Here is a 21631-nt window from a genome sequence, read left to right as displayed (position 1 = left end):
ACCGACCATGCAACCGACCATGTACTAAATCTCCTTTCCATCATGGGTGACTCGCCTCTTTCCGTCAGGGAACCCATGGAAGGTCTGGAGATGAACCACCGACCCACCTTCAGAAAAAATTATCTCATCCCGGCTCTGAAAGCAGGCTTCGTGGGAATGACCGACCCGAATTCGCCCAAGAACCCGAAACAGAAATACCGACTGTCGCAAAAAGGACGTTCCATGAAAAAATAAGGCTCCTGCAGGATTCCGGGGGTCTGTCTCTTCACGGCCAAGTATCACTGATGCAGCACGACAACCGACTTTGCAAACGAGTCTTTCCCCTGGGAACGCCGAGCGTCTGCTCGGCCTTTCGAGCAACACCAAAAGGGTACAGCTTCATACTGTCTATCCGGCATCATCTGCTCATATTTCAGTTGGATAGTAAACGCAGTGCCGAGCAGACGCTCGGCGTTCCCAGGAGGAAAAAACAACGTCGGAGAATCACTGCATGAAAGTTACCGCACTTCCCAGGCAGCCCCCTGAAACCCAACAAGAGCCATTTTTTATTCCATCATTTCTACAGGATTTCCCTTACGTAAAAACCTGTTAAGTTCGTCAGAAATCCTCGAGTCCTGAGCCAAACGATCCCAAAAGTGAATCGCCAATTCCCTTACCCCGGCGTAGGCCTCATCGGTAATACTCTGCCGCTCCGGATGCCTGGGAGTGAACGCATATGAAACAACCTCCCCTCCACTCTTCGGAGCAAAGCCCATCGAGCACATGTCATACACCGGTAGCAATCTCAACACATCGCCATCAATAGCAAAGCTCAGATTTCCCAAATGCATATCCGTGTTGTTTATCAACCGCCCGAAACACCATATAGATTCGGCATCAAGTACATCCTTGGTTGCAACCAGATTTCTTTGTGCAAGCGCCTTTACGACGCTCGGCCAACGTTCTGCGAGTCCTACAAACTCTGCATCAATAGAAGCAAGAGAGGTCATGGACATTCGCCCATATTCACCAGATCTGTCGAATCGCTGTGACTCCAAAAAGAGCCGTCCTTCTCGCTCAAAAAGTCTTGTTTCTGCAGCAGGGAATTTATAACCACGCAAAGCTTTCATGGCGTGGTATTCTGTAATAAGAATATCACGCCATCTTCTGGCAATTTCGTTGTTGCCGACCGGAGAAAATTTAACAATGACATGGCAATTACAACGTTTATTGAATGCAGTAAATTTCGGCTGCTCTCCTCCGGCAGAAGACCCTGGAATCTCTCCTTCCATAACGCCGTTGGCTATACGCGGGTAGTCAACATCATCCACGAGTTCCGGTTTTCTGCGAACACGCAGCAACGCCTGCTCTCCGAATTTAACGTTACCAGGCAGATCGTCTCCATTGGAAATCAGCAATCTCCCGATATGATCATTTGTCCACCGCTTCGGGTCGGCGGGAAATTCCGGAAAGTGAGCGTGCATTTCTTTCGCAATCTGTCTTCCCAAAAACCCCTGTGGCCCCATATCGTATAAAAAATAGGGCAGATCATCATATACCCCGTCACCGGCATCGCCGAGCAACAACCGAGACATCCCTGCTGTTGCCTCGACATAAAACCCACCGGTTACCAACGGTCGAAGATAAGCGACTCGCACAGTGTTCCCATGGGCGTCCACCACGGCCAAAGGCAACCTGTCACTACCTCCAAAAGCATTTTTAGTCAGAATATACTTTGGAGTTCTCCCACTTCGAATTGTTATTATTCTATCTTTCATTCGTCTCAGCTGTCTCGAAACAGCGGTCTGCGACAATCCTGTAGCCCCCTGAATCTCCCTGGAGGTAGCGGCTCCCTCTTCAAGAAATTCCTCAAGCGACACTGGCATATTTGTACCCTCGGCTAAAAAAAAAGACTTATATCCGACTAGAAAAAAATTTGTTTTTAAGTAAAAAAATAACAAAGAACCAAGATATTATCTGAAATATTAGCAAACATTTTGACTCACATTTGACTAGCAAATAGACATAAAAACGAACTCCGTCAAATCTATTCAAGGCCAAAAAGCAGTCTGGCCGCACCCTTTTCAATCTCGGGTTATATCGGGTTCTCAGCCCGCACCCCTCTGTGACGTGAGTCGCTGTGCCCACATCTCAATCCCAAAAGCCTATACCACAACGCCCTGCCGGAATCATGTTCCGACAGGGCGTTGTGGTATGCTGGATAGGGAATAAACAATCCCGAACAGGATACTCCTACAACAATTTCAGATCCCAGTTCCACAACCCGGGTCTGTCCTTGACCTCCACGGTCTTGGGCACCCGTTCGCGCATGTGGACGAAGAGCTGGTACCCGGCCCTGGCCAGTTCCTCTTTCTTGTCCCGGATGTCTGTAAACCAGTTGGGAAAGGTCCAGAAAAGATCCCCGTATCTGATAGTCCAGGCGGTTTCGCCCTTGGGGCTTGCAAAGGGTTCGCCCGGTTTGAGGTGTTCGGCCTTGATCCGGGAGATGCATAGGGGCCAGATGCCGTTGATGACCACGCCAAGGGGGAGGGGGGAACGGCTGGGCAATGCCAGGAAATCCGGGCCGGAAAGCTCGGGACTGACAATGACGCCTGATGCGCCCAGATCCTTGGCGGTCTGGATGGCCAGGGGGTTGGCGATATTGCAGAACGGACCCGCCCAGATGCGGCAGTCGGTCAATTTGTCGACCAGTCCCATCTGCCAGGGAGCGTTGATGACCATGGTCTTTGCGCCCCGATTGATCAGGGAGGCCACGGTTTTTTTCCATACGCCCTCATTCTCGGGCCAGATGACCGGAGGGAGCCACCACCAGGTCCTGGTCACCAGGCCACGGGGCAACTTTTCCACCTGGCCGGGGACGATCCAGGTTCCCATGGGCGGACCCTTGCGTTCCACAGTGGGAAGCTGGCGGAAGACGCGGAGTTCCATGGCGTTTTTCCCCTTCCCTTTTGTTCGGGACGGACTCCATACCCTGGGGGCCTTGACCTTGAAATCCGAGGACTCGGTCTCTGTGTGGGAAATGGTCTGCAGTTCCCGGTTCAGTTCGTTGATCAGTTTGGACAGCTCGGGCTCCCGCCGGTCCACCAGAAATACCGGTGTGCCCTTGGGCGCGGGCCGGTTTTCACCCATGGGAATATCCAGCCGCCCCTTTTTTGGCACGGCCCGCCGGATGCGCAGAGTTCTGTGCCAGGGCTGATCCTCGTAACCGAGACGCAAGAGATCCCCGCCCAGGAGTTTAGTCCGGGGCGAAAACCATGTTCTTCGTCCCCCGCCCTGAACAGTGCCCATGAACAGGCCTGAGCCGGTGTCCTCGCCCTCCACAAGAGGTACAACCTTGCGCTGAGGCAGAAAATAGTAATGTGAGGTCTTGCGGGACAGGGCCATGTCCAGGAGTTCCTGGGCCATCTTGCGGCTGGCGGGGTCATTCCCGTGATCGCGTAACAACCTATAGGCCTTGACCGTGTAAAACACGTAATGCGGCCCCTTCTTGCGCCCCTCGATCTTCCAGGAGCGCACCTGGGGAATATTCGCAACCGGACGAACCAGCACATCCAATCCCAGATCCTGGCAGGAGAAGAAACGGTCTTTAACCCCGTCCTGCTCATAGACGCGTCGACAGGGCTGCACACACCGCCCCCGCAGGCCGCTGCGTCCACCCAGAAAACTGGACCAGTAGCACCGACCTGAAACCGCGTAACACAGGGCCCCGTGCACGAAAATTTCCAGATCGAGCCCTGCAGGACAGGCAGCGGCCATCTGCTTGAGTTCGTCGATGGTCAGCTCCCGGGGCACGACCACCCGATCGATATCCAGCTTCTCCCGCACCAGGGAAAGGGCCGAAGGAAAACTGCAATTGGCCAGGGTGGAAAGATGGAGTTCGCCCGTATAGCCGGCCTGCCGGGCCAGGGTGGCCACACCCGGGTCCTGGATGATCAGGGCGTCGGGATGCACGAACCGCTGCAGCCGGTCGATCATTCTGCCGGTGCGGTCGAGCTCGTTGTTCTTGAGCATGGTGTTCAGGGCGATGTGCACCCGCACCCCCTTTGCGTGGGCCAATCCGGTCAGCCCGGCCAGTTCGTCCAGGGAGAAATTGTCCGCCTCCATGCGTGCGGAAAAATTTTTCAGCCCGCAATACACGGCATCGGCCCCGGCCGCCACTGCGGCCAGAAAACTTTCCTTTCCCCCGGCAGGAGCCAGGATTTCAATGGGTCGTTCTTGATTGGTCATGGTATCTCGTCGCCGCTAGCTGCGGCGGATTGTTTTGTGGATACAGGTTATTGGGGAAATCAGAACAGGAATGCGGGATGGATGGTGTTCGATTCTCTCCACCATTGAGCTCTCAATGCCTCGCTTGATCAGGATTTGTCGAACAAAAAACATCCCACCCTATGTCCAGGGGCGACTTCGATCTCCTCGGGAATCTCTCGGGAACACACGTCCATGGCCAGGGGACATCGTGGATGGAATACGCACCCCGTGGGCGGGGCAAGGGGACTGGGGATTTCTCCCCGCAATCCGTTGTCGGGAACGGTCCTCGAGGGATCGGGCCTGGGCACGGCCGCAAGCAGTGCCTTGGTGTAGGGATGGCAGGGATTCTCGTACAGGTCGCCCCGGTCGGCGATTTCCACGATCCGCCCCAGATACATGACCGCGATACGGTGGCTGACCTTCCTGACCACGGCCAGATCGTGGGAGATGAAAATATAGGTCAGCCCGAGATCCTTTTGCAGCGCAGCCAACAGATTGAGGATCTGGGCCTGGATGGACACGTCCAGGGCGGAAACCGGTTCGTCGCAAACGATCAGTTCGGGATCGAGACTCAGGGACCGAGCGATGGAGATACGCTGCCGCTGCCCCCCACTGAACTCATGGGCATACCGGTCCCCGTGCTCGGGCAAAATACCGGTCATTTCCATAAGCTCCGCCACCCGATCGGCCCTCTTTTCACGCGAACCCATTCGGTGGATGTCCAACCCCTCGCCAATGATCTTCCTGACACGCATCCTGGGATTCAAGGACGAAGACGGGTCCTGAAAAATCATCTGGATCTTGCGCCGGAAGTCCGGTTGATCGAACCCGCCCGAGCCCCACAGGGGTTTGCCCCTGAACCGGACGTCTCCGTGTGTTGGAGGCAGGAGCCCGACCACCATCTGTCCCAGAGTCGATTTCCCGCACCCGGATTCGCCCACCAAACCCAACGTCTGCCCACGATCGATCCGGAGCGAAACACTGTCAACGGCCCGGAGCAATGCCGTCCTCGCCGGCACTCCCCCGGTCCTGACCTCGAAATCCCGGGTCAGATCCCTGAGTTCCAAAAAAGTCGATTCCCTGGTCATGTTATCCTATCTCCGGTCTCCCGCCTCCTGTCTCCAGCCTGTATCCTATATCTTTTATCTTTCATCCTTCCCCCCATACAACCAGCACCGGACCATATGTCCCTCTCTGGGGAACAACCTTCCGGGACGTTCCACGGAACAGCGGTCAAAGGCCCTATCACACCGGTTGGAAAAGGGACACCCCTTTGGCAGATCCAGAAGGTTCGGAACGACGCCGGGAATGGTGGCCAGAGCACGGCCGTCGGCATCGTCAATCCTGGGCACACAGGCCATGAGGCCCTGAGTATACGGGTGCAGAGGTTCGGCAAAGAGCTCCCTGACCGTGCACATCTCCATCAGGGCCCCGGCGTACATGACTGCCACATGGTCACAGTTTTCCGCAACCACTCCCAGATCGTGGGTGATCAGAACAAGGGAGGTTCCCTGCTCGGACCGCAACGAACGGATGAGCTTGAGGATCTGGGCCTGGATGGTCACATCCAGGGCGGTCGTGGGTTCATCGGCCAGGATGAGGGCCGGATCGCACGCGAGGGCCATGGCGATCATGACCCGTTGGCGCATGCCCCCGCTCATCTGGTGGGGAAAATCACGGACCCGCCTTTCAGGAGAGGAGATACCCACCTGCTCAAGCAGGGTAACCGCTTTGTCCATTCCCTGCTTTTTGTCCAGCCCGGAATGGTGGCGCACGGTCTCGGCTATCTGCTCCCCGACCCTGAAAACAGGATTGAGCGAGGTCATGGGCTCCTGGAATATCATGGCCATGTCCCGCCCGCGGATCTTTTGCATGGCCCTTTCCGATTGGGCCAGAAGGTTCTGGCCCCGGAACAGGATCTCCCCCGCAACCACCTTGGCCGGCGGATAGGGGACGATCCCCATGACCGACAGGGCGAGCATGGATTTCCCGCACCCGGATTCACCGACGATCCCCAGAGCCCCCCCGACATCGAGCCTGAGATTGACCCGGTCCACGGGCTTGGCCGTTCCACGGGAGGAAAAGATGTGCGTACTGAGGTCGTTGATTGTAAGGAGGGAAGACATTGAGCCTCACGGACGGTAGGAACAGGGTACTGAATGTGGGGTACTGAATATAGTCCCGATTAGTGGTTTTCAGGGCGACTTGCAAGCTTACTCCCAACGCCGGGAAGGGACCGGAAGAGACGGTGGTCTCTCCGCGAACAAACCGGAGCCCTCCTTCGAAAACGGGAAGTTATGGCGCGGCAAAGGGTGGTCCTCCCAACTCCTTGTTACGCCCCTCCGGCCGGGAGCGATCCACGGCCCCATACACATCCAGAGCTTGCACACGGGATTCCCCAAACTAGACACCCCGGCGACAACCGATTACCCATGGATCTTCAGGCACCACCACGATCTTCCTGCGCATTTTACCAGGACATTCCGGTCCGGTACGACCCATGCCCAACCCATTGTTTTTTCTCGCCTCCCGGGGCCCGGAAAAACGGGCGATCCGTGAATCAGCCCCACGAATCTATCCGTAATGATCGCGTTTATGACTATTTTTGCCGGGATTTGCTGGCATTTTACCTGCTTTTTGTCCCCCCAATCCGACATCTGGAACAATGACAAACAATACCCCCAAAATCTCCGCCACCCAGCCCGTCGCCGTTATCGGCGGGGGGCTGGCCGGCAGTGAAGCCGCCTATCAACTGGCCACATCCGGTATCCCGACCACACTTTTCGAGATGAAGCCCGACCGGTTCTCCCCCGCCCACAAGCTCAACGGACTGGCCGAACTGGTCTGCTCGAACTCCCTGCGTTCGAGTGATCCCGAAAGCGGCATCGGCCTGCTCAAAAAGGAGATGGAACTCCTTGGGAGCGTGGTCATGCAGGTTGCCCACAAAACTGCCATTCCCGCGGGCAAGGCACTGGCCGTGGACCGGGACCTTTTTTCCAGCGGAATCACCCGCCGATTGGAAACCCTGGACAATCTGGCCATTGTCCGCCGCGAAATCACCGCACTGGACGCTCCGGAACTTGGGCCCTTTTCCAAAGTGGTCATGGCTGCCGGACCACTGGCATCGGAGGCGCTGACCAGAAGCCTCATGGAGGCGACGGGTGAAAACGACCTCTACTTCTATGACGCCATCGCCCCCATCGTGGCCACGGATTCCATCGACATGGACAAGGCTTTTTGGGGATCCCGGTACAATCCCGAGGAAAAGGACTATCTCAATTGTCCCCTGAGCGAAAAGGAATACACCGCCTTCGTCCAGGCCCTGCAAGGGGGCGCCCGGGTCACTCCCCGAGAATTCGAGAAGGCCATCCATTTCGAGGGGTGTCTACCCATCGAGACCATGGCCGACCGGGGAGACCAGACCTTGGCCTTCGGCCCCCTGAAGCCGGTCGGACTGATCGATCCGCGTACGGGCAAGCAGCCCTTTGCCTGCGTCCAGCTACGGGCTGAAAACAGGGACAAAACGGCCATGAATCTGGTTGGATTCCAGACAAAGCTGACCTATCCGGAACAAAAAAGGATCTTTTCCATGATACCCGGGCTGGAACAGGCCGTTTTTGAGCGTATGGGGTCCATCCACAGGAACACCTTTATCAACGCACCCCGGGTGCTCACCCCCGGCCTCGGACTGAAAAACACCCCAGATTGTTTCCTCGCCGGACAGATCACCGGTGTGGAGGGATACCTGGAGTCGGCAGCCACCGGCCTGTGGCTCGGCCTGTTTTTGTCAGGGACAGTCACATCTCTTCCTCCGGACACGACCGCCCTGGGAGCCCTGCTGAACCACCTGCAAACCCCGGCCAAAAAATTCCAGCCCTCCAATGTCAATTTTGGCCTCATGCCCGGGCTGAACCGCCGGGCCAAAAAAAAGGAACGCAAAAAACTCTACGCGGCCAGGGCGGTCAAGGATTTTACCTCCTGGCTCCACGGCAACAACCGGCAATGAGCACCCAACGGGTTACCAACCGGCCCCATGCAGATTGTCGCCCGGAAACATTCCTGCTAACGGAGTTACGGAATCTAGGTTGATAACCACCCTTCACACATTTTGAGCCAACCATGTCCGAATCCTGTCAGGCAAACAGCATCAGGCAGATCGTCGATGCCCAGAGCATCCTTACCTATTTCCAGCCCGTGGTATCCATCCGATCGGAATCGGTGATCGGATTCGAGGCCTTTTCCAGAGGAGTGGTCGGGGACGGCCAAAAACGGGTCGATGCCTGCGCCCTGTTCAATCCCGAACTGGACGATGAAATCCAGTCCAGGATCGAACGTATCTGTAGGACCAGGGCCCTGGAAAAATTCAAGCCCATCTGCAAAACCCACCCCAACATCCTGCTCTTCCTGAACACGAACATCCACACATTCAGATACAACAACGGGGACATGTACGAGCTGTACCGTTCGACCAGAAAAACCCCCTTTGACGGCGAAAACATCGTTATCGAAATCAACACCGCCCAAATCAAGAACGGCAGAAAGCACATAGACGAATTCGTCGCCTTCCACGCAGACAGAAAATTTCTGCTCTCACTGGATGATTGTCAAAGCGACGGCCAGTCCATGGATAAAATCCACAAGATCAGGCCCGATTTTATCAAGATAGGCAGGTCGTTTTTCGAAGACATGGACACGATAGCGTACAAGCGGGATATTCTGGCATCCCTTTGCAAAATCTGCCAAGAGACCGGTTCCCACATCGTGGCCAAGGGGGTTGAAGAAGAAAAGGAGGCCATCAATCTTCTGGAATGCGGCATCCACACCCAGCAGGGCTTTTACTACACCAAAAGCAAATCATCCAACAGTAAGGATGCCGTGCTCATCTTCACGGACAAGGTCAGGGAGCTTGGAAAAAAATACCGCGAGCAAACCTGTGACAAGATCAGGATCAAACAGCGGATTTTCAAAAAATACGACGAGATCCTCAAGAAATGTGTCTACAAGCTCGGGAACCATTACAAGAGCGAATTCAAAACCGCCCTCAAACAGCACGCCTCACATTTCCACGATGTCCGCGGTGCGTTGATCCTGGACACCCTGGGCCGGGAAATAGCCCATTCCAGACCGGGGCCGTCCAAGGCCAGGACAGAGATGCTCCAGGGACGCTCGCATGCCTCTGAGGATTATTATCTCTACCTGACCATGGGGTTTGAAAAATTTGTTACCAAACCTTTTTTCTCCAGGGACAGCAACGCGTTGCACTGCATTATCTCCCGTCCCTTTTACGCCAAGGACGGCCATCAATATATGGCATGCCTTGAATTTCCCTACCTCAACAAAGGCTGGGACGAAACCGTCACCGTGGATGGACTCTCCCAATCCCGGGGCTAGTCCCCATACTCTCCACGCCCTCCCCACCCGTAGGTACGGCTCCGCGCAGGAGCCCCCCCCTCCCCAGACATTGACCCACCATCCAAGCCTTCCGCAGACCAACACGCACCCCCCTTACGGCAAGACGTCTCCCATGCTCGTCCCACCCAACCACCGACCTTGTTGCGCGGGGATGCGGATGCCGATGGCGCATGTGTGACCCCGGGCGCGATGAGTCCTCCACGGGACTCAATCCCGCAAAACATCCACCAGATCATAGAATATAAACGCCGCAAGTGCGGTCCAGCCCACAAAATGGAAAAAAATATTCCCGTAAAGGGAAAGGCTGCTCTCGATTGAGTTGAGCACTGCGCTGATCAAAAAAACCGTGCACAGGAGCATGAGCATCCCCATGAGGTGGCATCCCATATACATGAACCGATTTTTTTGCTCCCTGTAACTTACGGATGTCCATATCTGGCTCAAGGTGGCCCATATTATGGGGATGGCCACGAAATACAAAAGCAGATTGTCCTCCTCCGGAAGCCGGAAATCCAGATAAAATTCAAAAAACCATACCCCAAAGACCAAAATGACCACATCCCGCAAGAAGACAAATACAAACATCTCTCGTTCCTCCCCTGCAAAAAAGACAAAAAACGGGCGCCGGTCTGTCGGACCGTTCCCCACCCACGCCACCAGCCTACCAGGTTATCCGCGGGCGCTTTTCCTGTATATTTTCAATAAAAACAAATAACTAGTCTCTAAAAAACTCTTTTTCCGCCCGGCCTTGACAAAAGCAGTCAACCGGATATTAATGGTCTTACCATTTGGGGAACAAAAAATACAGTTTTTTATCTTTTTCTTTTTTTATTCTTACTTTTCAATAGAATAAGAAACAACGGGCTCCGCAGGACCCCAAAAACATCCTCTTAAAAGTAGGACCATTTCGATGGACGACAAACCCATAATCACCTTCACACCGGCCCAATCCGGTCGGGCCAGCGAGGATATCGCCCTGCAGATCGAGGCGGCCGTGATTGAGGGCAGAATCCTTCCCGGCCAACGGTTGCCCAGTGAACGGGAAATGCAGAACCAGTTCGAGACAGGGCGCGGTGTTGTCCGCGAGGCCCAGCAGATTTTGAAACAAAAGGGACTCATCGAGATCAAAAAGGGAGCCAAGGGAGGCGCTTTCGTCAAGCAGATCGGAGTGGACAGCGTTAGCGAGTCCTTCACCCTCTTTCTCAAACAAAAAAACATCGACCCGGAATCGCTGATAGAGTTCAGAGAAAGCCTGGACCGGACGATCACCGCCCTGGCCGTGGCCAGGGGGACCAAGGAAGAAAAAAAGGCATTGGTGGAAATGACCCAGAAGCTTGGAGCGTATGTTTGCGGGGACGACCCGGACATGCCGACCATTGCCGAACTCGACCGGACCCTGAACATCCGCTTCGCCAAGATGGCCAGAAATCCGATTTTCGAATGGGTCATGCACGCCATCCAGATGGGCTTTAGCTCATACGACTACGCGCTCTACGACGACCCCGAGTACCGGAAAATGACCGTGGCAAACTGGAAACAAACGGCCCGACAGATAGCCGCGGATGAACCGCTCAAGGCCCTGTCCTATATTGGCAACCATTATTTGATGCTCCTCAAGTGCGTCCGGGACAAAAAAACAAAATTTTAAGGCCGGTAAAAACCCCGGCCTGCAACCCAAAAAATCGAACAATCAAGTAACAGGAGTACCTATGCCCAGAAACAACTATGACTACATCATTGTCGGCGGCGGATCGGCAGGCAGTGTCCTGGCCAACAGACTGAGCGCCAATCCCAAGAACAGGGTTCTCGTCCTCGAGGCCGGTCATCCGGACTACAAACTGGATTTTCGCATCCACATGCCCGCGGCCCTGACCTATCCCCTGCAGGGCAAGACCTATAATTGGTGGTATGAATCCGAACCCGAACCGCACATGCACAACCGCAGGATCTACCAACCCAGGGGCAAGGTTCTGGGGGGATCGAGCTGCATCAATGGTATGATCTATATCCGGGGCAATGCCATGGACTACGAAAAATGGTCCCAAAACGAAGGGCTGGAAAACTGGGACTATGCCCATTGTTTGCCGTATTTCAAAAAGTTTGAGACCCATCTAAGCGGTGCCAACGAATACCAGGGGTCTTCCGGCCCCCTGTACCTGACCACTCCCGAGTGCTCCAACCCCCTGTTCACCTCTTTTTTCGAGAGCGTGCAGCAGGCAGGGTATCCCCTGACCGAAGATGTCAACGGGTACCAGCAGGAAGGGTTCTCCCATTTCGACGCCACGATCTACCGCTCCAGACGTTGGAACGCGGCCCGGGCGTATGTCCATCCGGTAAAAAAACGGCGCAATCTGACAATCAAATGCCGGACCAAGGCCACAAAGATACTCTTTGGCGGCAAAAAGGCCATCGGCGTTGAATACGCCAGGGGCAAGAAAGTCCACAAGGCCTATGGTGGAGAAATCATATGCTGCGGTGGATCGATAAACACCCCACAGCTTCTGCAATTGTCCGGGATAGGCAATGCGAACGAACTGGATGATCTGGGGTTGAACGTCATCCAGGACCTGCCCGGAGTGGGCGAAAACCTCCAGGACCACCTGGAACTCTATGTCCAGTATGCCTGCAAAAAACCGGTGAGCATGTATCCCGCGCTCAAATGGTACAACCAGCCCTGGATCGGTCTCAAATGGCTGTTCGGGCAGACCGGGGAAGCGGCGACCAACCATTTCGAGGCCGGGGGATTCATCCGGAGCAACGAATACGTGGACTACCCCAATCTGCAATTCCACTTTTTGCCCATAGCCATCAGGTACGACGGTACCGCACCGGCTGCCGGGCACGGCTTCCAGCTCCACGTTGGCCCGATGTACTCCGATGCCCGGGGACAGGTAAAAATCAAGTCCGCGGATCCTTCGGACTATCCCAAGATCGTCTTCAATTATCTATCCACGGAAAAGGACAAGAAGGAATGGGTCGAGGCCATCCGTTGTTCCCGGAACATCATCGAGCAAAGCGCCTTTGACGAGCTCCGGGGCGAGGAACTCGCGCCAGGGGCCGACAAGCAAAGCGACCAGGAAATCCTCGACTTCGTGGCCAAGGAAGGGGAAAGCGCCTACCATCCGTGCAGCACGTGCAAGATGGGCTATGACAGCATGGGTGTCGTGGACACCGATTTCAAGGTACATGGGGTGGAAAACCTGCGGGTCGTGGACGCCTCTATCATGCCCGAGATCACCAACGGGAACATCTACGCCCCGGTGATGATGATCGCCGAAAAAGCCGCAGACACAATCCTGGGCAACACACCTGAACGGCCGCTCGATGCCGGGTTCTACACGGCCAAATAACGGAGACAGACAATGATCAAAAAAAACATGTACATAAACGGTGAATGGACGGGTTCGATTTCCGGACAACGTATTGGCATAATAAACCCCTGTAACGCTGAAACAATCGCCGAGGTTCCAAAGGGTGACCGCGAGGATTCCCGTTTGGCCATCAAAGCGGCCAGGGAAGCGTTTGACAACGGTTCCTGGTCCGGTTTGCCCCCGACGCAGCGCGGTGAGATGGTCTATAAACTGGCCGAACTGATCCAGCGGGATCAAGAAGAACTGGCCCGGCTCGAGACCCTGAATACGGGTAAAACCGTAGAGGAAAGCCGCTGGGACATGGATGAGATAGCCGGGATATTCAGATACTACGCCGGGATGGCCGACAAGGACGCCGGAGAAGTCATCGGCTCCCCCTTCCCGAACACCAGCAGCATGGCCATACGCGAGCCCGTTGGTGTCTGCGGACAGATTTCCCCGTGGAACTATCCGCTCTTGCAGGCCGCATGGAAGTTGGCCCCTGCTCTTGCCGCCGGATGCACCGTCGTCATGAAACCGAGCGAGATCACCCCGCTCACGGCCCTGAAAACGGCCGAGCTGGTCGAGGAGGCCGGCTTTCCGGCCGGGGTGGTCAACGTGGTCCTCGGTCCGGGTTCCAGCGTTGGTGCGGAATTATCGGAAAATCCGGATGTGGACCTGATTTCATTTACCGGAGGCATAACCACGGGGAAAAAAATAATCAAAGCGGCCAGCGAAAACGTTAAAAAGCTGGCCCTGGAGCTGGGGGGAAAGAATCCGAACATCATCTTTTCCGATGCGGATTTCGATACCGCCCTGGACTACGCACTCAACGGGGTGTTCTTCCATGCCGGACAGATATGTTCCGCAGGTGCGCGCATCCTGGTACAGGAAGAGATCCACGACCGGTTCGTGGATGCCCTCAAGGAACGTATGTCCAGGATAGTCATCGGGGACGGTTTCGGCGCGGACACCCAGATGGGACCGCTGATCTCCGCAGAACACCTCGCCAACGTCGAAAACTACGTGTCTCTTGCACACGAGGAAGGGGCCAAACTGGTTTTGGGCGGAAAACGGCCCGAACATGCGGATCTCGGCACCGGATTCTATTATCTGCCCACCCTGTTCACCGGATGCACCGCAAAGATGCGTATCGTACAGGAAGAGGTCTTCGGCCCCGTGGTCAGCGTGGAAACATTCAGTACCGAAGAAGAGGCGATACGCCTGGCCAACGACACGGTCTACGGGCTATCGGCCGGTTTCTGGACCAGGGATCCGGACCGCATCTACCGCGTATCCAGGGCCCTCCGGTTCGGAACGGTATGGATAAACGACTTCAACGTATACTTCACCCAGGCCCCATGGGGCGGGTACAAACAGTCCGGGATGGGACGAGAATTGGGAAAAACCGGACTGGAAGAGTACACCGAGACCAAACACATCTATCAGAACCACGCCACCAAACCGCTCAATTGGTTCGGCTGCTAAAGGGTATGACGGTCCGGGAATCTCGCGTTCCCGGACCCGTACCAAACGAACCGATGCGTGCAGATGATAATGACGGTTGCCGGGCACATATTCCAAAACCATCCCGCCACCGAGTTTCTACTCACGGGCGCCCCGCAATCATAATCTCTAATTGAGGAGGTCTGATGTTTAAGAAGGACAAATTGCAACCCGTAACAGTCATGGTGCTCGCTCTACTGCTGGTCCTCTCCGGATCGGCCATTGCCGCGAAGAAAAAACCGATCAAGATCGCCAGCGTAAGCTGGACCGGCGTCACCGTGAAAACGGAACTCGCAGTAACAATTTTGGAAAGCCTGGGATACGGGGCAGAAAACTTGATGGTCTCCGTACCCATTGCCTACAAGGCCATGGCCTCCGGCGAGGCTGATTTCTTCCTGGGAAACTGGATGCCGTCCATGAAAACCATCGCCGAAAAATACTTCGACCAGGGCACGGTCATCCGGTTTATTCCCAATATGCCCGGTGCGAAATACACCCTGGCGGTGCCCAGTTATTGTTACGATGCGGGATTGCAGAATTTTAGCGATATCCAAAAGTATGCGGACAAGCTCGAAAACAGGATCTACGGTATCGAGGAAGGGAACGACGGGAACAAGATCATCCAGGAAATGATCGACACCCCCAAGTACGGTCTCGAGGACTTCACCCTGATCCCATCGAGCGCAGCCGGCATGCTCACCCAGGTACAGTCCTTTGCCCAGGACAAAAAATGGATTGTCTTTTTGGGGTGGGCCCCGCACTACATGAACATGGTCATCGACATGAAGTACCTCAAGGGGAGCACCAATGAGACATTCGGCCCCAACGACGGGACAGCCACGGTCTATACCAACTACCGCGCGGGTTTTGACACCGAATATCCCAACGTAACCGCCTTCCTCAAAAACTTCACCTTCCCCATTTCCATGATGAACGAAATCATGACCATGATGCACAACGACAACATGCGCCCTGCCGAAGCCGCCTTCAAGTGGGTCAAGAACCATCCGGAAATATACAAAGGATGGCTCACCGGCATTACGACGGTCGACGGAAAGCCCGCCGTCCCGGCCTTTGAGGCCTCGTTGCAATAATACCATTTTTGCGTTGTATTGCGCCCGTCAATGGACGATCTGCCCGGAGGGGTACACACGTTTCGGCCGAGTTCTCCGGTCAATACGGAGCAGCAATGCAACAACAACGGGTTGATAAAAAAAACAACGGCCGCCTTGTCCTTCTTGGACAAGGCGGCCGTTGTCTCTGCGCATCTGGAAAAACCGGCAAAAACCCGCCCCCGGTTTTTCGCCGATCCGGGTTATAATGTAGGCACTTCTCCGGCAATTTCGCCGACCAACGCCGTGTTTCCCTGCGCGTCTTGGCAGACAACGGTTGTAAAACCGTCGAAATATCTCTCACTGCCGTCCCCGTATGCGACCGTACTCGTGTTGGGTATGGATCTGCCTGTCTCGAAGGTCTCCAGGGTATGGCAGCCCTCACAGGGGCTGTCGTTATCCATGTAGAGTCTGTGGCATTTGTGTCCCACCGGATCGGTCCCCGCGACATCGGCCGCCTTTTTGTTCGCCCACACGATATTCAAATCCCGATCGAGAACAATCACGACCTGGGATATGTTCCAAACGATACGTTCAAAATCTATCTTTTCCCGCACAATCCCTCTCCTCATTTTTTTTGTTTGTTACCACATTGGCAGTATCCCGCATCCTTCTTCCGCACCACAGACTTCCCGCACAGGACCGGCCGGCTCCCTCGCAGGAAGGATTGCGGCCAAGGACAAGACACAAGAAAACGTCCACACTCGGATCACTCGCTGGGGGTGGAGCCGCCCACGACAAAATCCCCATACCCGACGGGGAGCACAAGGGCCGGCATGAGCGTGTCATCTATTCCCTGCACCTCTTCTTGGACATACCGCGCCAGCTCCCGAATACCTACCCGGCCGTCCCTATCGGTGTCGGCGAACAATCCGGGACCGAGCCCCTTGAACAACGAATAGGCAAAGGGGAGACAGGGCAGAGAAGGATACTCTTTGCCCGTTCTCTGGTGTCCCTGGGTGGCGGACAGGACCGCCACCCCCTTGTCGCGGGCCATGCGCAGAACCCGGGTCATGTCCAGGGGGCCGGAATGGGCGATATCGCACAGGACCAGGACCCTGGCCTCCAGCTTTCCCAGGTTCTCCATAAAGGTTTCCAGATCGATGACACTCTCCCTGCGGTACCCATCATGCCCATCCGATCTGGAATCACGCGCAAGCAGAACCGGACGGCCATCAGGGGTGGTCACCCCCTGGCCGACGACCATAACCACCACCGTATCCCGGGGACCGGCCCGGTTTATCCAGGCCACCCCTTTCTGGATATGTGCTCTGGTCGGGGAGGTTCCGTAATCGTCACTCACGAGCCTCAGGTTGACCCGGTCATAGGTTCTTTTTTTGAAGGGTTTGAGAATCCGGCCGACCATGTTCACATCGGTCGACGGACCGGGCAGGTCCATCCGCCCGAAGATCTCGAGCCTGCCTATCCCCAGACCCAGATAATAGAGCGTGCCGGGCCCTCTCCCCTTTATTCCGGAACCATCGACAAGGATTGTCCGGACCTCGGCCCGTGCGCGGGTGCCCTGTGTCGAGACACACTCGACCCCGATGGTGTTCACTCCCGTCTCCATGTCCAGGGGCACATTGTGCCGGCCTGAACCCCACCCGTCCTTTTGTTCCACACCAGCCAGACGGCCGTTGACCCGGAGCGTACACCCGGCCGGCTCGGCCGCATGGGCCTGCAAACGGAACAGAAGGGAAACGTTCCTGGACCCTATGACGGAACCGTCATCCGGCCTGAGGATCTCGATGCCGGGGGGGCGATGGGAATCCAGGAAATCCTGGGAAATCCGCGGGGCGGAACATTTTGCAAGGGCGGTGCGCGAACGCCCGGACAACAGGGTCGCCTTGACGATATCCGGTCGGTAACAATAGCGTCCGAAACCATCCACGGGTAGGGTTTCCGGTACTCCCCCCCCCTTTTGCTCCACAACCGTCTTGAGCAAGAAATCGCCCGAAGGCGAGCAGGCATAATAGCCAGCCGGGGTCCAGGCGACCCATTCATTGCTATCGGCATACAGGACCGTTGCCAGCAACTCCCCGGTCTCCAGATTCCACAACCGCACGGTCTGGTCCTGGGACCCCGAGACCAGTCGAGTACCGTCAGGGGAAACGGCCAGACAGACGACCGCTCCGGTGTGCCCTTTGAAACCATGGACCTTTTCACCACTCCGGACACGATACATGGCCAAGGCACCGTATCCGCCACCGCTTATCACGTATTTTCCGTCCGGCGTGAGTGAAGACGCGCAGTGTTCCTTACCGTCCTCAAAGTTGCGTTCGATCTTCAACCGACAATATTTGCCGTCGTAGACCTCAAGAAGACTGCTCCTTGTGTCCGCGCCTACCTGGCGCACCAGGCGGCGGTCGCCGACCTCCAGGATGGCCCCCTGCGCGGCCGTCGGCATGGGAGCAGGCATCACCCCGAGATACCCTTTGTCCGAAAACCGCATCCTCAGGGTTTCAGCCGCTGGGAAACCACCGCGCATTTCCTGAAAAACCGACAAGGGTTTTTCCAAGGTCCAAAAAACCTGGTCACCCTCCAGGGCGAACCGGGCGGAAACAATGGCGCGGCCATGCCCCGTGAGCCGGTGCCGGACCTTCCCGGTCCCGGTGTCCCACAAAAAAACTGTCCGGTCTTGTCCTGCGGTAGCGGCAAGGGACGTGCCGGGAATGAATCGACCGACCTCCACGCCCCCGGCATGCTCCAGAAACAGCGTCTGCATCCTCGCGGTTTCCCGATCAAGGACCACACAGCGGGTTCTTCCTCTCCCCATCCCCCCGCTGGTCACCAGAACCCTGCTGCCATCCCGGTTGAACGAAAGGCCCAGAACAGGACCGGCCTGGACGGTCAACTGACGTACATAGCGCATGGTTGCGAGATCCCACTCCCGGACACTCTTGTCGTACCCACCCGAAAACAGGGTATTGCCCTGGGGAGAAACCGCCAGGCACGCAACCCGATCCGTATGCCCGGAAAGGACCCCAAGGTTGACCAGTCCATCCACCCCCCAGGCCAAGATCTTCCCATCGTCCCCCCCGGAAACAAAACGCCCGGAGTCGATCCAGGCCAAACTCCGGACCGCTCCCGCGTGGCCGTGGAAACCATGCACAAGCCCCCCCCGGTCCACATCCCAAATCCTGATGAACCCGTCTTGCGACCCCACGGCCAAAAAACGGTTGTCCGGGGAAAAGGCCAGGGCGTGGACCGGACTCGGGGCGTGTTCCAGAACCTTGATCGGCCGGCCCTGGGGGAGGGACAGAAGAAAGACCCTTCCCATGTCCGCACCATCGGCCTTGTCGCCCATCCACCCGCCAACGGCGACCATCCGGCCGTTCGGAGCAATATCCAGAGCAAAGATAGCTCCCTGTTGCCCACCGGCAGTGGTCATGGGCACAGTTTTCAGACAACGCCCATGCACGAGATCCCATAGGCGCAGGGTCTTGTCCTCACTCCCGGTGACCAGGAGACTCCCGTCACCCGACACGTCCATATCCCTGATGGCTGCGGTATGCCCCCCGGTATCGGGGAGCATGCGCACCCGCCCGCCCTTGAACGCGCCACATTCCGGGGTCGCGTAGAGCAGCAGCCAACCGAACAGGAAAACCCCCATCGCCGGGAAAAACATCCTGCCGTGGCAAAAATACCGAGACAGGACACCACACAACAACCGAGCAGACATGTTCACCCCCGCTCCCGGATTTCCATACCGACCATTCGGCCCAGCGTTTCCAGCCCCTCCCGCCGGGGGTGCACCCAGATCCTGTTCTGGGTCTCCCACCAATAGGGCTCGAGCCCTATCTCCCTGGCCCGCTCTATCATGGCGACCATGGTTTCCACAGGAGGGGGAGAGGTATCAAGCAGCCCTAAAATCCTGTTTTGCAGCAAGGAACAGACCTGGTGTGAGGCGTGCATGTTTTCATCAAAAAACTCCCTGACCCAATGTTTCTTGGCCGATGAAAAATCCAGGTTTCCCTCGATCCACAACCAGGACAACCCGGGGACGATGGGTCCAGGATGGCCAAGGGGGCAGGTCTGCCCTTCGTCAAAACGCTCCAAAAGCCAGGACCATTCTCTGGCCAAGGCGATCAGTCTCCCCTGTTCCCGGGCCTCGAGCCGTTCAGCCCCCCGCCAGGTCACGTACCCCCTGGCCCGTTCCTGGATTTCCGCGGGCACCTTGAGTTCCCGTGTTCCATCATGGAGCGAGAAACCGATGCCGTCGTCCCCATCGCGGCAATCCAGGGTCTGTTCCCGCCTCTTTCCGGTCCGCCTCCAGACGATGCCCACCTTGGCCGACCAACCGACCGGGGTCTTCTTTTTTTCCTCCAGACACACATCGACCCCGGGCCAGGAAAGGTTGTCCCTGCCGAGCACCGCGCACAACCCCCCGAGCTGGAGCGCATCCATCCGTCTGGGCAGGACCATGTTTTCCCAAATGGCCACACCGTCTCCCTTGGCGGGATCATTGGACCGGGCCTCTTCCAGGATCTCGAGGAATCCCCGGGTCACATCCCTGCCCCCGGAATCCCGCAAAAGTTCATGGGACCGCAGGGCACATGCGAGGGCGTTGGCCGGTTCGATACGGCCGATATCATCGAAAAACCATGCGCAGCTGGCAAAGCTGGCCAGAGACCAGCGCTGCATGCCCAAAAGGGTCAAGGGGACCACGCCTCGATTCTTTCTCCCCTCGGGCGTGCACTGCTCCTTGAGAAAACCGTCTGCATCCTGCATTCCGGAAAGGACACGTCCATAATCGATCAGGGCTTGTACGGGATCATGGAAGAGTTCCCCGCCCTTCCGGCGGTAGTGGTCCTCCACATAGAACCTTAGATAGTTGAGTCCCCGTCTCAGTGGCTGACGCCAGTGCTGTTTCCACCCGGGATGGCCCCCATCGGTACAGCCACAGTCGCTCCTCCACCGCTCGATGCCATGGACGCAGCTCCACGAAGAAGGCTCGTACAGGACAACCGATTGTGAGGGAGGATGGTTTTCGAGCCATGATGCGTAATTGGTCAATCCATTCCCCCCGGAATCGGATCCGATCCTGTAGATGGCATAGGCCAGGGCCATCTCTCCAAAGGTAAAATGGTGGCCGTAGGACTCCCCGTCCGTGGCCAGGGAACAGAGTCCCGACCCGGCATGTTCGGCAATGCGCTGGAAGAAATGCTCCCCGTCCGCCAACAACCGTTCAAAGGCCACGGCCCGGGAAAGGGGACCGTCGTAAAAGAACACGGCCATGGTCTGTCCCGAGGGCAGATTGACCCGATAGGGGGAGGAGGTGTCCAGGGTTGTCTCGTCCACCCCAAAGACGTGTTTGCCCTCCAGGGTGGCGACCGCCTTGGCCTGGTGGGGGGCGAGGACCGTGAAACCAATCCCTGCCCTGGCCAAAGCCTCGAGGGTCGGGGTGTCCACGGCGGTTTCGGCCAGCCACATCCCTTCGGGGCTGCGCCCGAACCGGGATTCGAAATCCTGGATGGCCCAGGCAACCTCGATATCCTTGTCCGGGTCCGTGGTCAGGGGCATGATGGCGTGGTGGTAGACCTGGGCCAAGGCGTTGCCGTGCCCCAGCCGGTCCAAGCTCTTGGCGTCACCCTCGAGTATTCGGGCATAGGTCGCCGGGGCATGGCATTGCATCCAGGCAAGCAGGGTCGGCCCGAAATTAAAACTGATCCATTCGTAGCAATTGATGATCTCGGCCACCTTCCCATGCTCCATGCGCCGGGCCCAGGCCAGGGGGGAATAACACTCCCTTGCGATCCGCTCGTTCCAGTTCAGATACGGGGCCGCACTCGGCTCGGCCAGGAACTCCTCCACCCAGGGATCGAGCCGGGGCGGCTGGTAACAATGCCCGTGGATACACACATAACCCGACATATTCACTCCGATTCTTGCATTCACGTTAAATTTGGATGGCCACCGGCAGAGGCCAAAACGACCAAGCCCCGGAATCGTGCACGGGACGAGGTACCGTACGGCGTATCCTCCCTCCCCGGGACGCAACCA

Annotated in this window: 15 protein-coding genes; 7 read left to right on the top strand and 8 right to left on the bottom strand. The window is 56.7% G+C overall.

Annotation, left to right across the window (positions count from 1 at the left end):
- On the top strand, positions 1 to 234 hold a 234-nt coding region (locus tag ACY692_RS03900; RefSeq protein ID WP_462324030.1), incomplete at its 5' end, for a Fic family protein.
- Between the two features lie 311 nt (positions 235 to 545).
- Here the strand turns inward: ACY692_RS03900 and yjjJ are convergent.
- The 4 genes from yjjJ to ACY692_RS03880 all read right to left on the bottom strand — a co-directional run bounded on the left by yjjJ (position 546) and on the right by ACY692_RS03880 (position 6374).
- Positions 546 to 1865, bottom strand: a complete 1320-nt coding sequence (gene yjjJ, locus ACY692_RS03895; protein WP_462324029.1) for a type II toxin-antitoxin system HipA family toxin YjjJ — start codon at positions 1863 to 1865, stop codon at positions 546 to 548.
- A 367-nt stretch (positions 1866 to 2232) separates the two neighbouring features.
- A complete protein-coding gene (locus ACY692_RS03890) occupies positions 2233 to 4227 on the bottom strand; it encodes a peptidase U32 family protein (RefSeq protein ID WP_462324028.1) in 1995 nt (664 codons plus the stop codon).
- A 128-nt stretch (positions 4228 to 4355) separates the two neighbouring features.
- On the bottom strand, positions 4356 to 5336 hold the full coding sequence (locus ACY692_RS03885; protein WP_462324027.1) for an ABC transporter ATP-binding protein: 981 nt from the start codon (positions 5334 to 5336) through the stop codon (positions 4356 to 4358).
- A 54-nt stretch (positions 5337 to 5390) separates the two neighbouring features.
- Positions 5391 to 6374 carry an ABC transporter ATP-binding protein gene (locus ACY692_RS03880; protein WP_462324026.1) on the bottom strand — a complete coding sequence of 328 codons (984 nt, stop codon included), beginning with the start codon at positions 6372 to 6374 and terminating at the stop codon, positions 5391 to 5393.
- 539 nt (positions 6375 to 6913) lie between these two features.
- Here ACY692_RS03880 and trmFO point away from each other — a divergent pair.
- Both trmFO and ACY692_RS03870 read left to right on the top strand, forming a co-directional pair.
- Complete coding sequence (trmFO, locus tag ACY692_RS03875) at positions 6914 to 8254, top strand: methylenetetrahydrofolate--tRNA-(uracil(54)-C(5))-methyltransferase (FADH(2)-oxidizing) TrmFO (protein WP_462324025.1); 1341 nt, start codon at positions 6914 to 6916, stop codon at positions 8252 to 8254.
- A 113-nt stretch (positions 8255 to 8367) separates the two neighbouring features.
- Positions 8368 to 9639: an EAL domain-containing protein gene (locus ACY692_RS03870; protein WP_462324024.1), complete on the top strand. Its 1272-nt coding sequence runs from the start codon at positions 8368 to 8370 to the stop codon at positions 9637 to 9639.
- Positions 9640 to 9867: 228 nt separating this feature from the next.
- Here the strand turns inward: ACY692_RS03870 and ACY692_RS03865 are convergent, their stop codons facing one another.
- Positions 9868 to 10245 (bottom strand): hypothetical protein, encoded by a 378-nt coding sequence (locus ACY692_RS03865; RefSeq protein ID WP_462324023.1) that lies wholly within the window; start codon positions 10243 to 10245, stop codon positions 9868 to 9870.
- A 325-nt stretch (positions 10246 to 10570) separates the two neighbouring features.
- On the opposite strand from ACY692_RS03865, the gene ACY692_RS03860 reads away from it, so the two are divergent.
- The 4 genes from ACY692_RS03860 (at position 10571) to ACY692_RS03845 (ending at position 15610) form a co-directional block, all read left to right on the top strand.
- Complete coding sequence (locus ACY692_RS03860; RefSeq protein WP_462324022.1) at positions 10571 to 11308, top strand: FadR/GntR family transcriptional regulator; 738 nt, start codon at positions 10571 to 10573, stop codon at positions 11306 to 11308.
- Between the two features lie 61 nt (positions 11309 to 11369).
- Positions 11370 to 13010, top strand: coding sequence for a choline dehydrogenase (gene betA / locus ACY692_RS03855; RefSeq protein WP_462324021.1), 1641 nt, complete (start codon positions 11370 to 11372; stop codon positions 13008 to 13010).
- Positions 13011 to 13022: 12 nt separating this feature from the next.
- Entirely contained in the window at positions 13023 to 14498 is a 1476-nt protein-coding gene (gene betB, locus ACY692_RS03850; protein WP_462324020.1) for a betaine-aldehyde dehydrogenase, read from the top strand.
- 164 nt (positions 14499 to 14662) lie between these two features.
- A complete protein-coding gene (locus tag ACY692_RS03845; RefSeq protein ID WP_462324019.1) occupies positions 14663 to 15610 on the top strand; it encodes an ABC transporter substrate-binding protein in 948 nt (315 codons plus the stop codon).
- A 221-nt stretch (positions 15611 to 15831) separates the two neighbouring features.
- On the opposite strand, the gene ACY692_RS03840 is transcribed toward ACY692_RS03845, so the two are convergent.
- The 3 genes from ACY692_RS03840 to ACY692_RS03830 form a co-directional block, all read right to left on the bottom strand.
- Positions 15832 to 16185 carry a PAS domain-containing protein gene (locus ACY692_RS03840; protein WP_462324018.1) on the bottom strand — a complete coding sequence of 118 codons (354 nt, stop codon included), beginning with the start codon at positions 16183 to 16185 and terminating at the stop codon, positions 15832 to 15834.
- Between the two features lie 152 nt (positions 16186 to 16337).
- Positions 16338 to 19241, bottom strand: coding sequence for a WD40 repeat domain-containing protein (locus ACY692_RS03835; protein WP_462324017.1), 2904 nt, complete (start codon positions 19239 to 19241; stop codon positions 16338 to 16340).
- 71 nt (positions 19242 to 19312) lie between these two features.
- Positions 19313 to 21502, bottom strand: a complete 2190-nt coding sequence (locus ACY692_RS03830) for a DUF3536 domain-containing protein (RefSeq protein ID WP_462324016.1) — start codon at positions 21500 to 21502, stop codon at positions 19313 to 19315.
- Positions 21503 to 21631 lie beyond the last annotated feature (129 nt).

Source organism: Desulfoplanes sp. (genome assembly GCF_054921335.1).
The sequence above is the reverse complement of the archived record's forward strand: the minus strand, read 5'-3'. Positions and strand labels throughout refer to the sequence as shown.

Coding starts and splice junctions, on each gene's coding strand:
- betB (WP_462324020.1), top strand. CDS start 13,023: ATGATCAAAAAAAACATGTACATAAACGGTGAATGGACGGGTTCGATT.
- betA (WP_462324021.1), top strand. CDS start 11,370: ATGCCCAGAAACAACTATGACTACATCATTGTCGGCGGCGGATCGGCA.
- ACY692_RS03865 (WP_462324023.1), bottom strand. CDS start 10,245: ATGTTTGTATTTGTCTTCTTGCGGGATGTGGTCATTTTGGTCTTTGGG.
- trmFO (WP_462324025.1), top strand. CDS start 6,914: ATGACAAACAATACCCCCAAAATCTCCGCCACCCAGCCCGTCGCCGTT.
- ACY692_RS03835 (WP_462324017.1), bottom strand. CDS start 19,241: ATGGGGGTTTTCCTGTTCGGTTGGCTGCTGCTCTACGCGACCCCGGAA.
- ACY692_RS03830 (WP_462324016.1), bottom strand. CDS start 21,502: ATGTCGGGTTATGTGTGTATCCACGGGCATTGTTACCAGCCGCCCCGG.
- ACY692_RS03885 (WP_462324027.1), bottom strand. CDS start 5,336: ATGACCAGGGAATCGACTTTTTTGGAACTCAGGGATCTGACCCGGGAT.
- ACY692_RS03890 (WP_462324028.1), bottom strand. CDS start 4,227: ATGACCAATCAAGAACGACCCATTGAAATCCTGGCTCCTGCCGGGGGA.
- ACY692_RS03860 (WP_462324022.1), top strand. CDS start 10,571: ATGGACGACAAACCCATAATCACCTTCACACCGGCCCAATCCGGTCGG.
- ACY692_RS03870 (WP_462324024.1), top strand. CDS start 8,368: ATGTCCGAATCCTGTCAGGCAAACAGCATCAGGCAGATCGTCGATGCC.
- ACY692_RS03845 (WP_462324019.1), top strand. CDS start 14,663: ATGTTTAAGAAGGACAAATTGCAACCCGTAACAGTCATGGTGCTCGCT.
- yjjJ (WP_462324029.1), bottom strand. CDS start 1,865: ATGCCAGTGTCGCTTGAGGAATTTCTTGAAGAGGGAGCCGCTACCTCC.
- ACY692_RS03880 (WP_462324026.1), bottom strand. CDS start 6,374: ATGTCTTCCCTCCTTACAATCAACGACCTCAGTACGCACATCTTTTCC.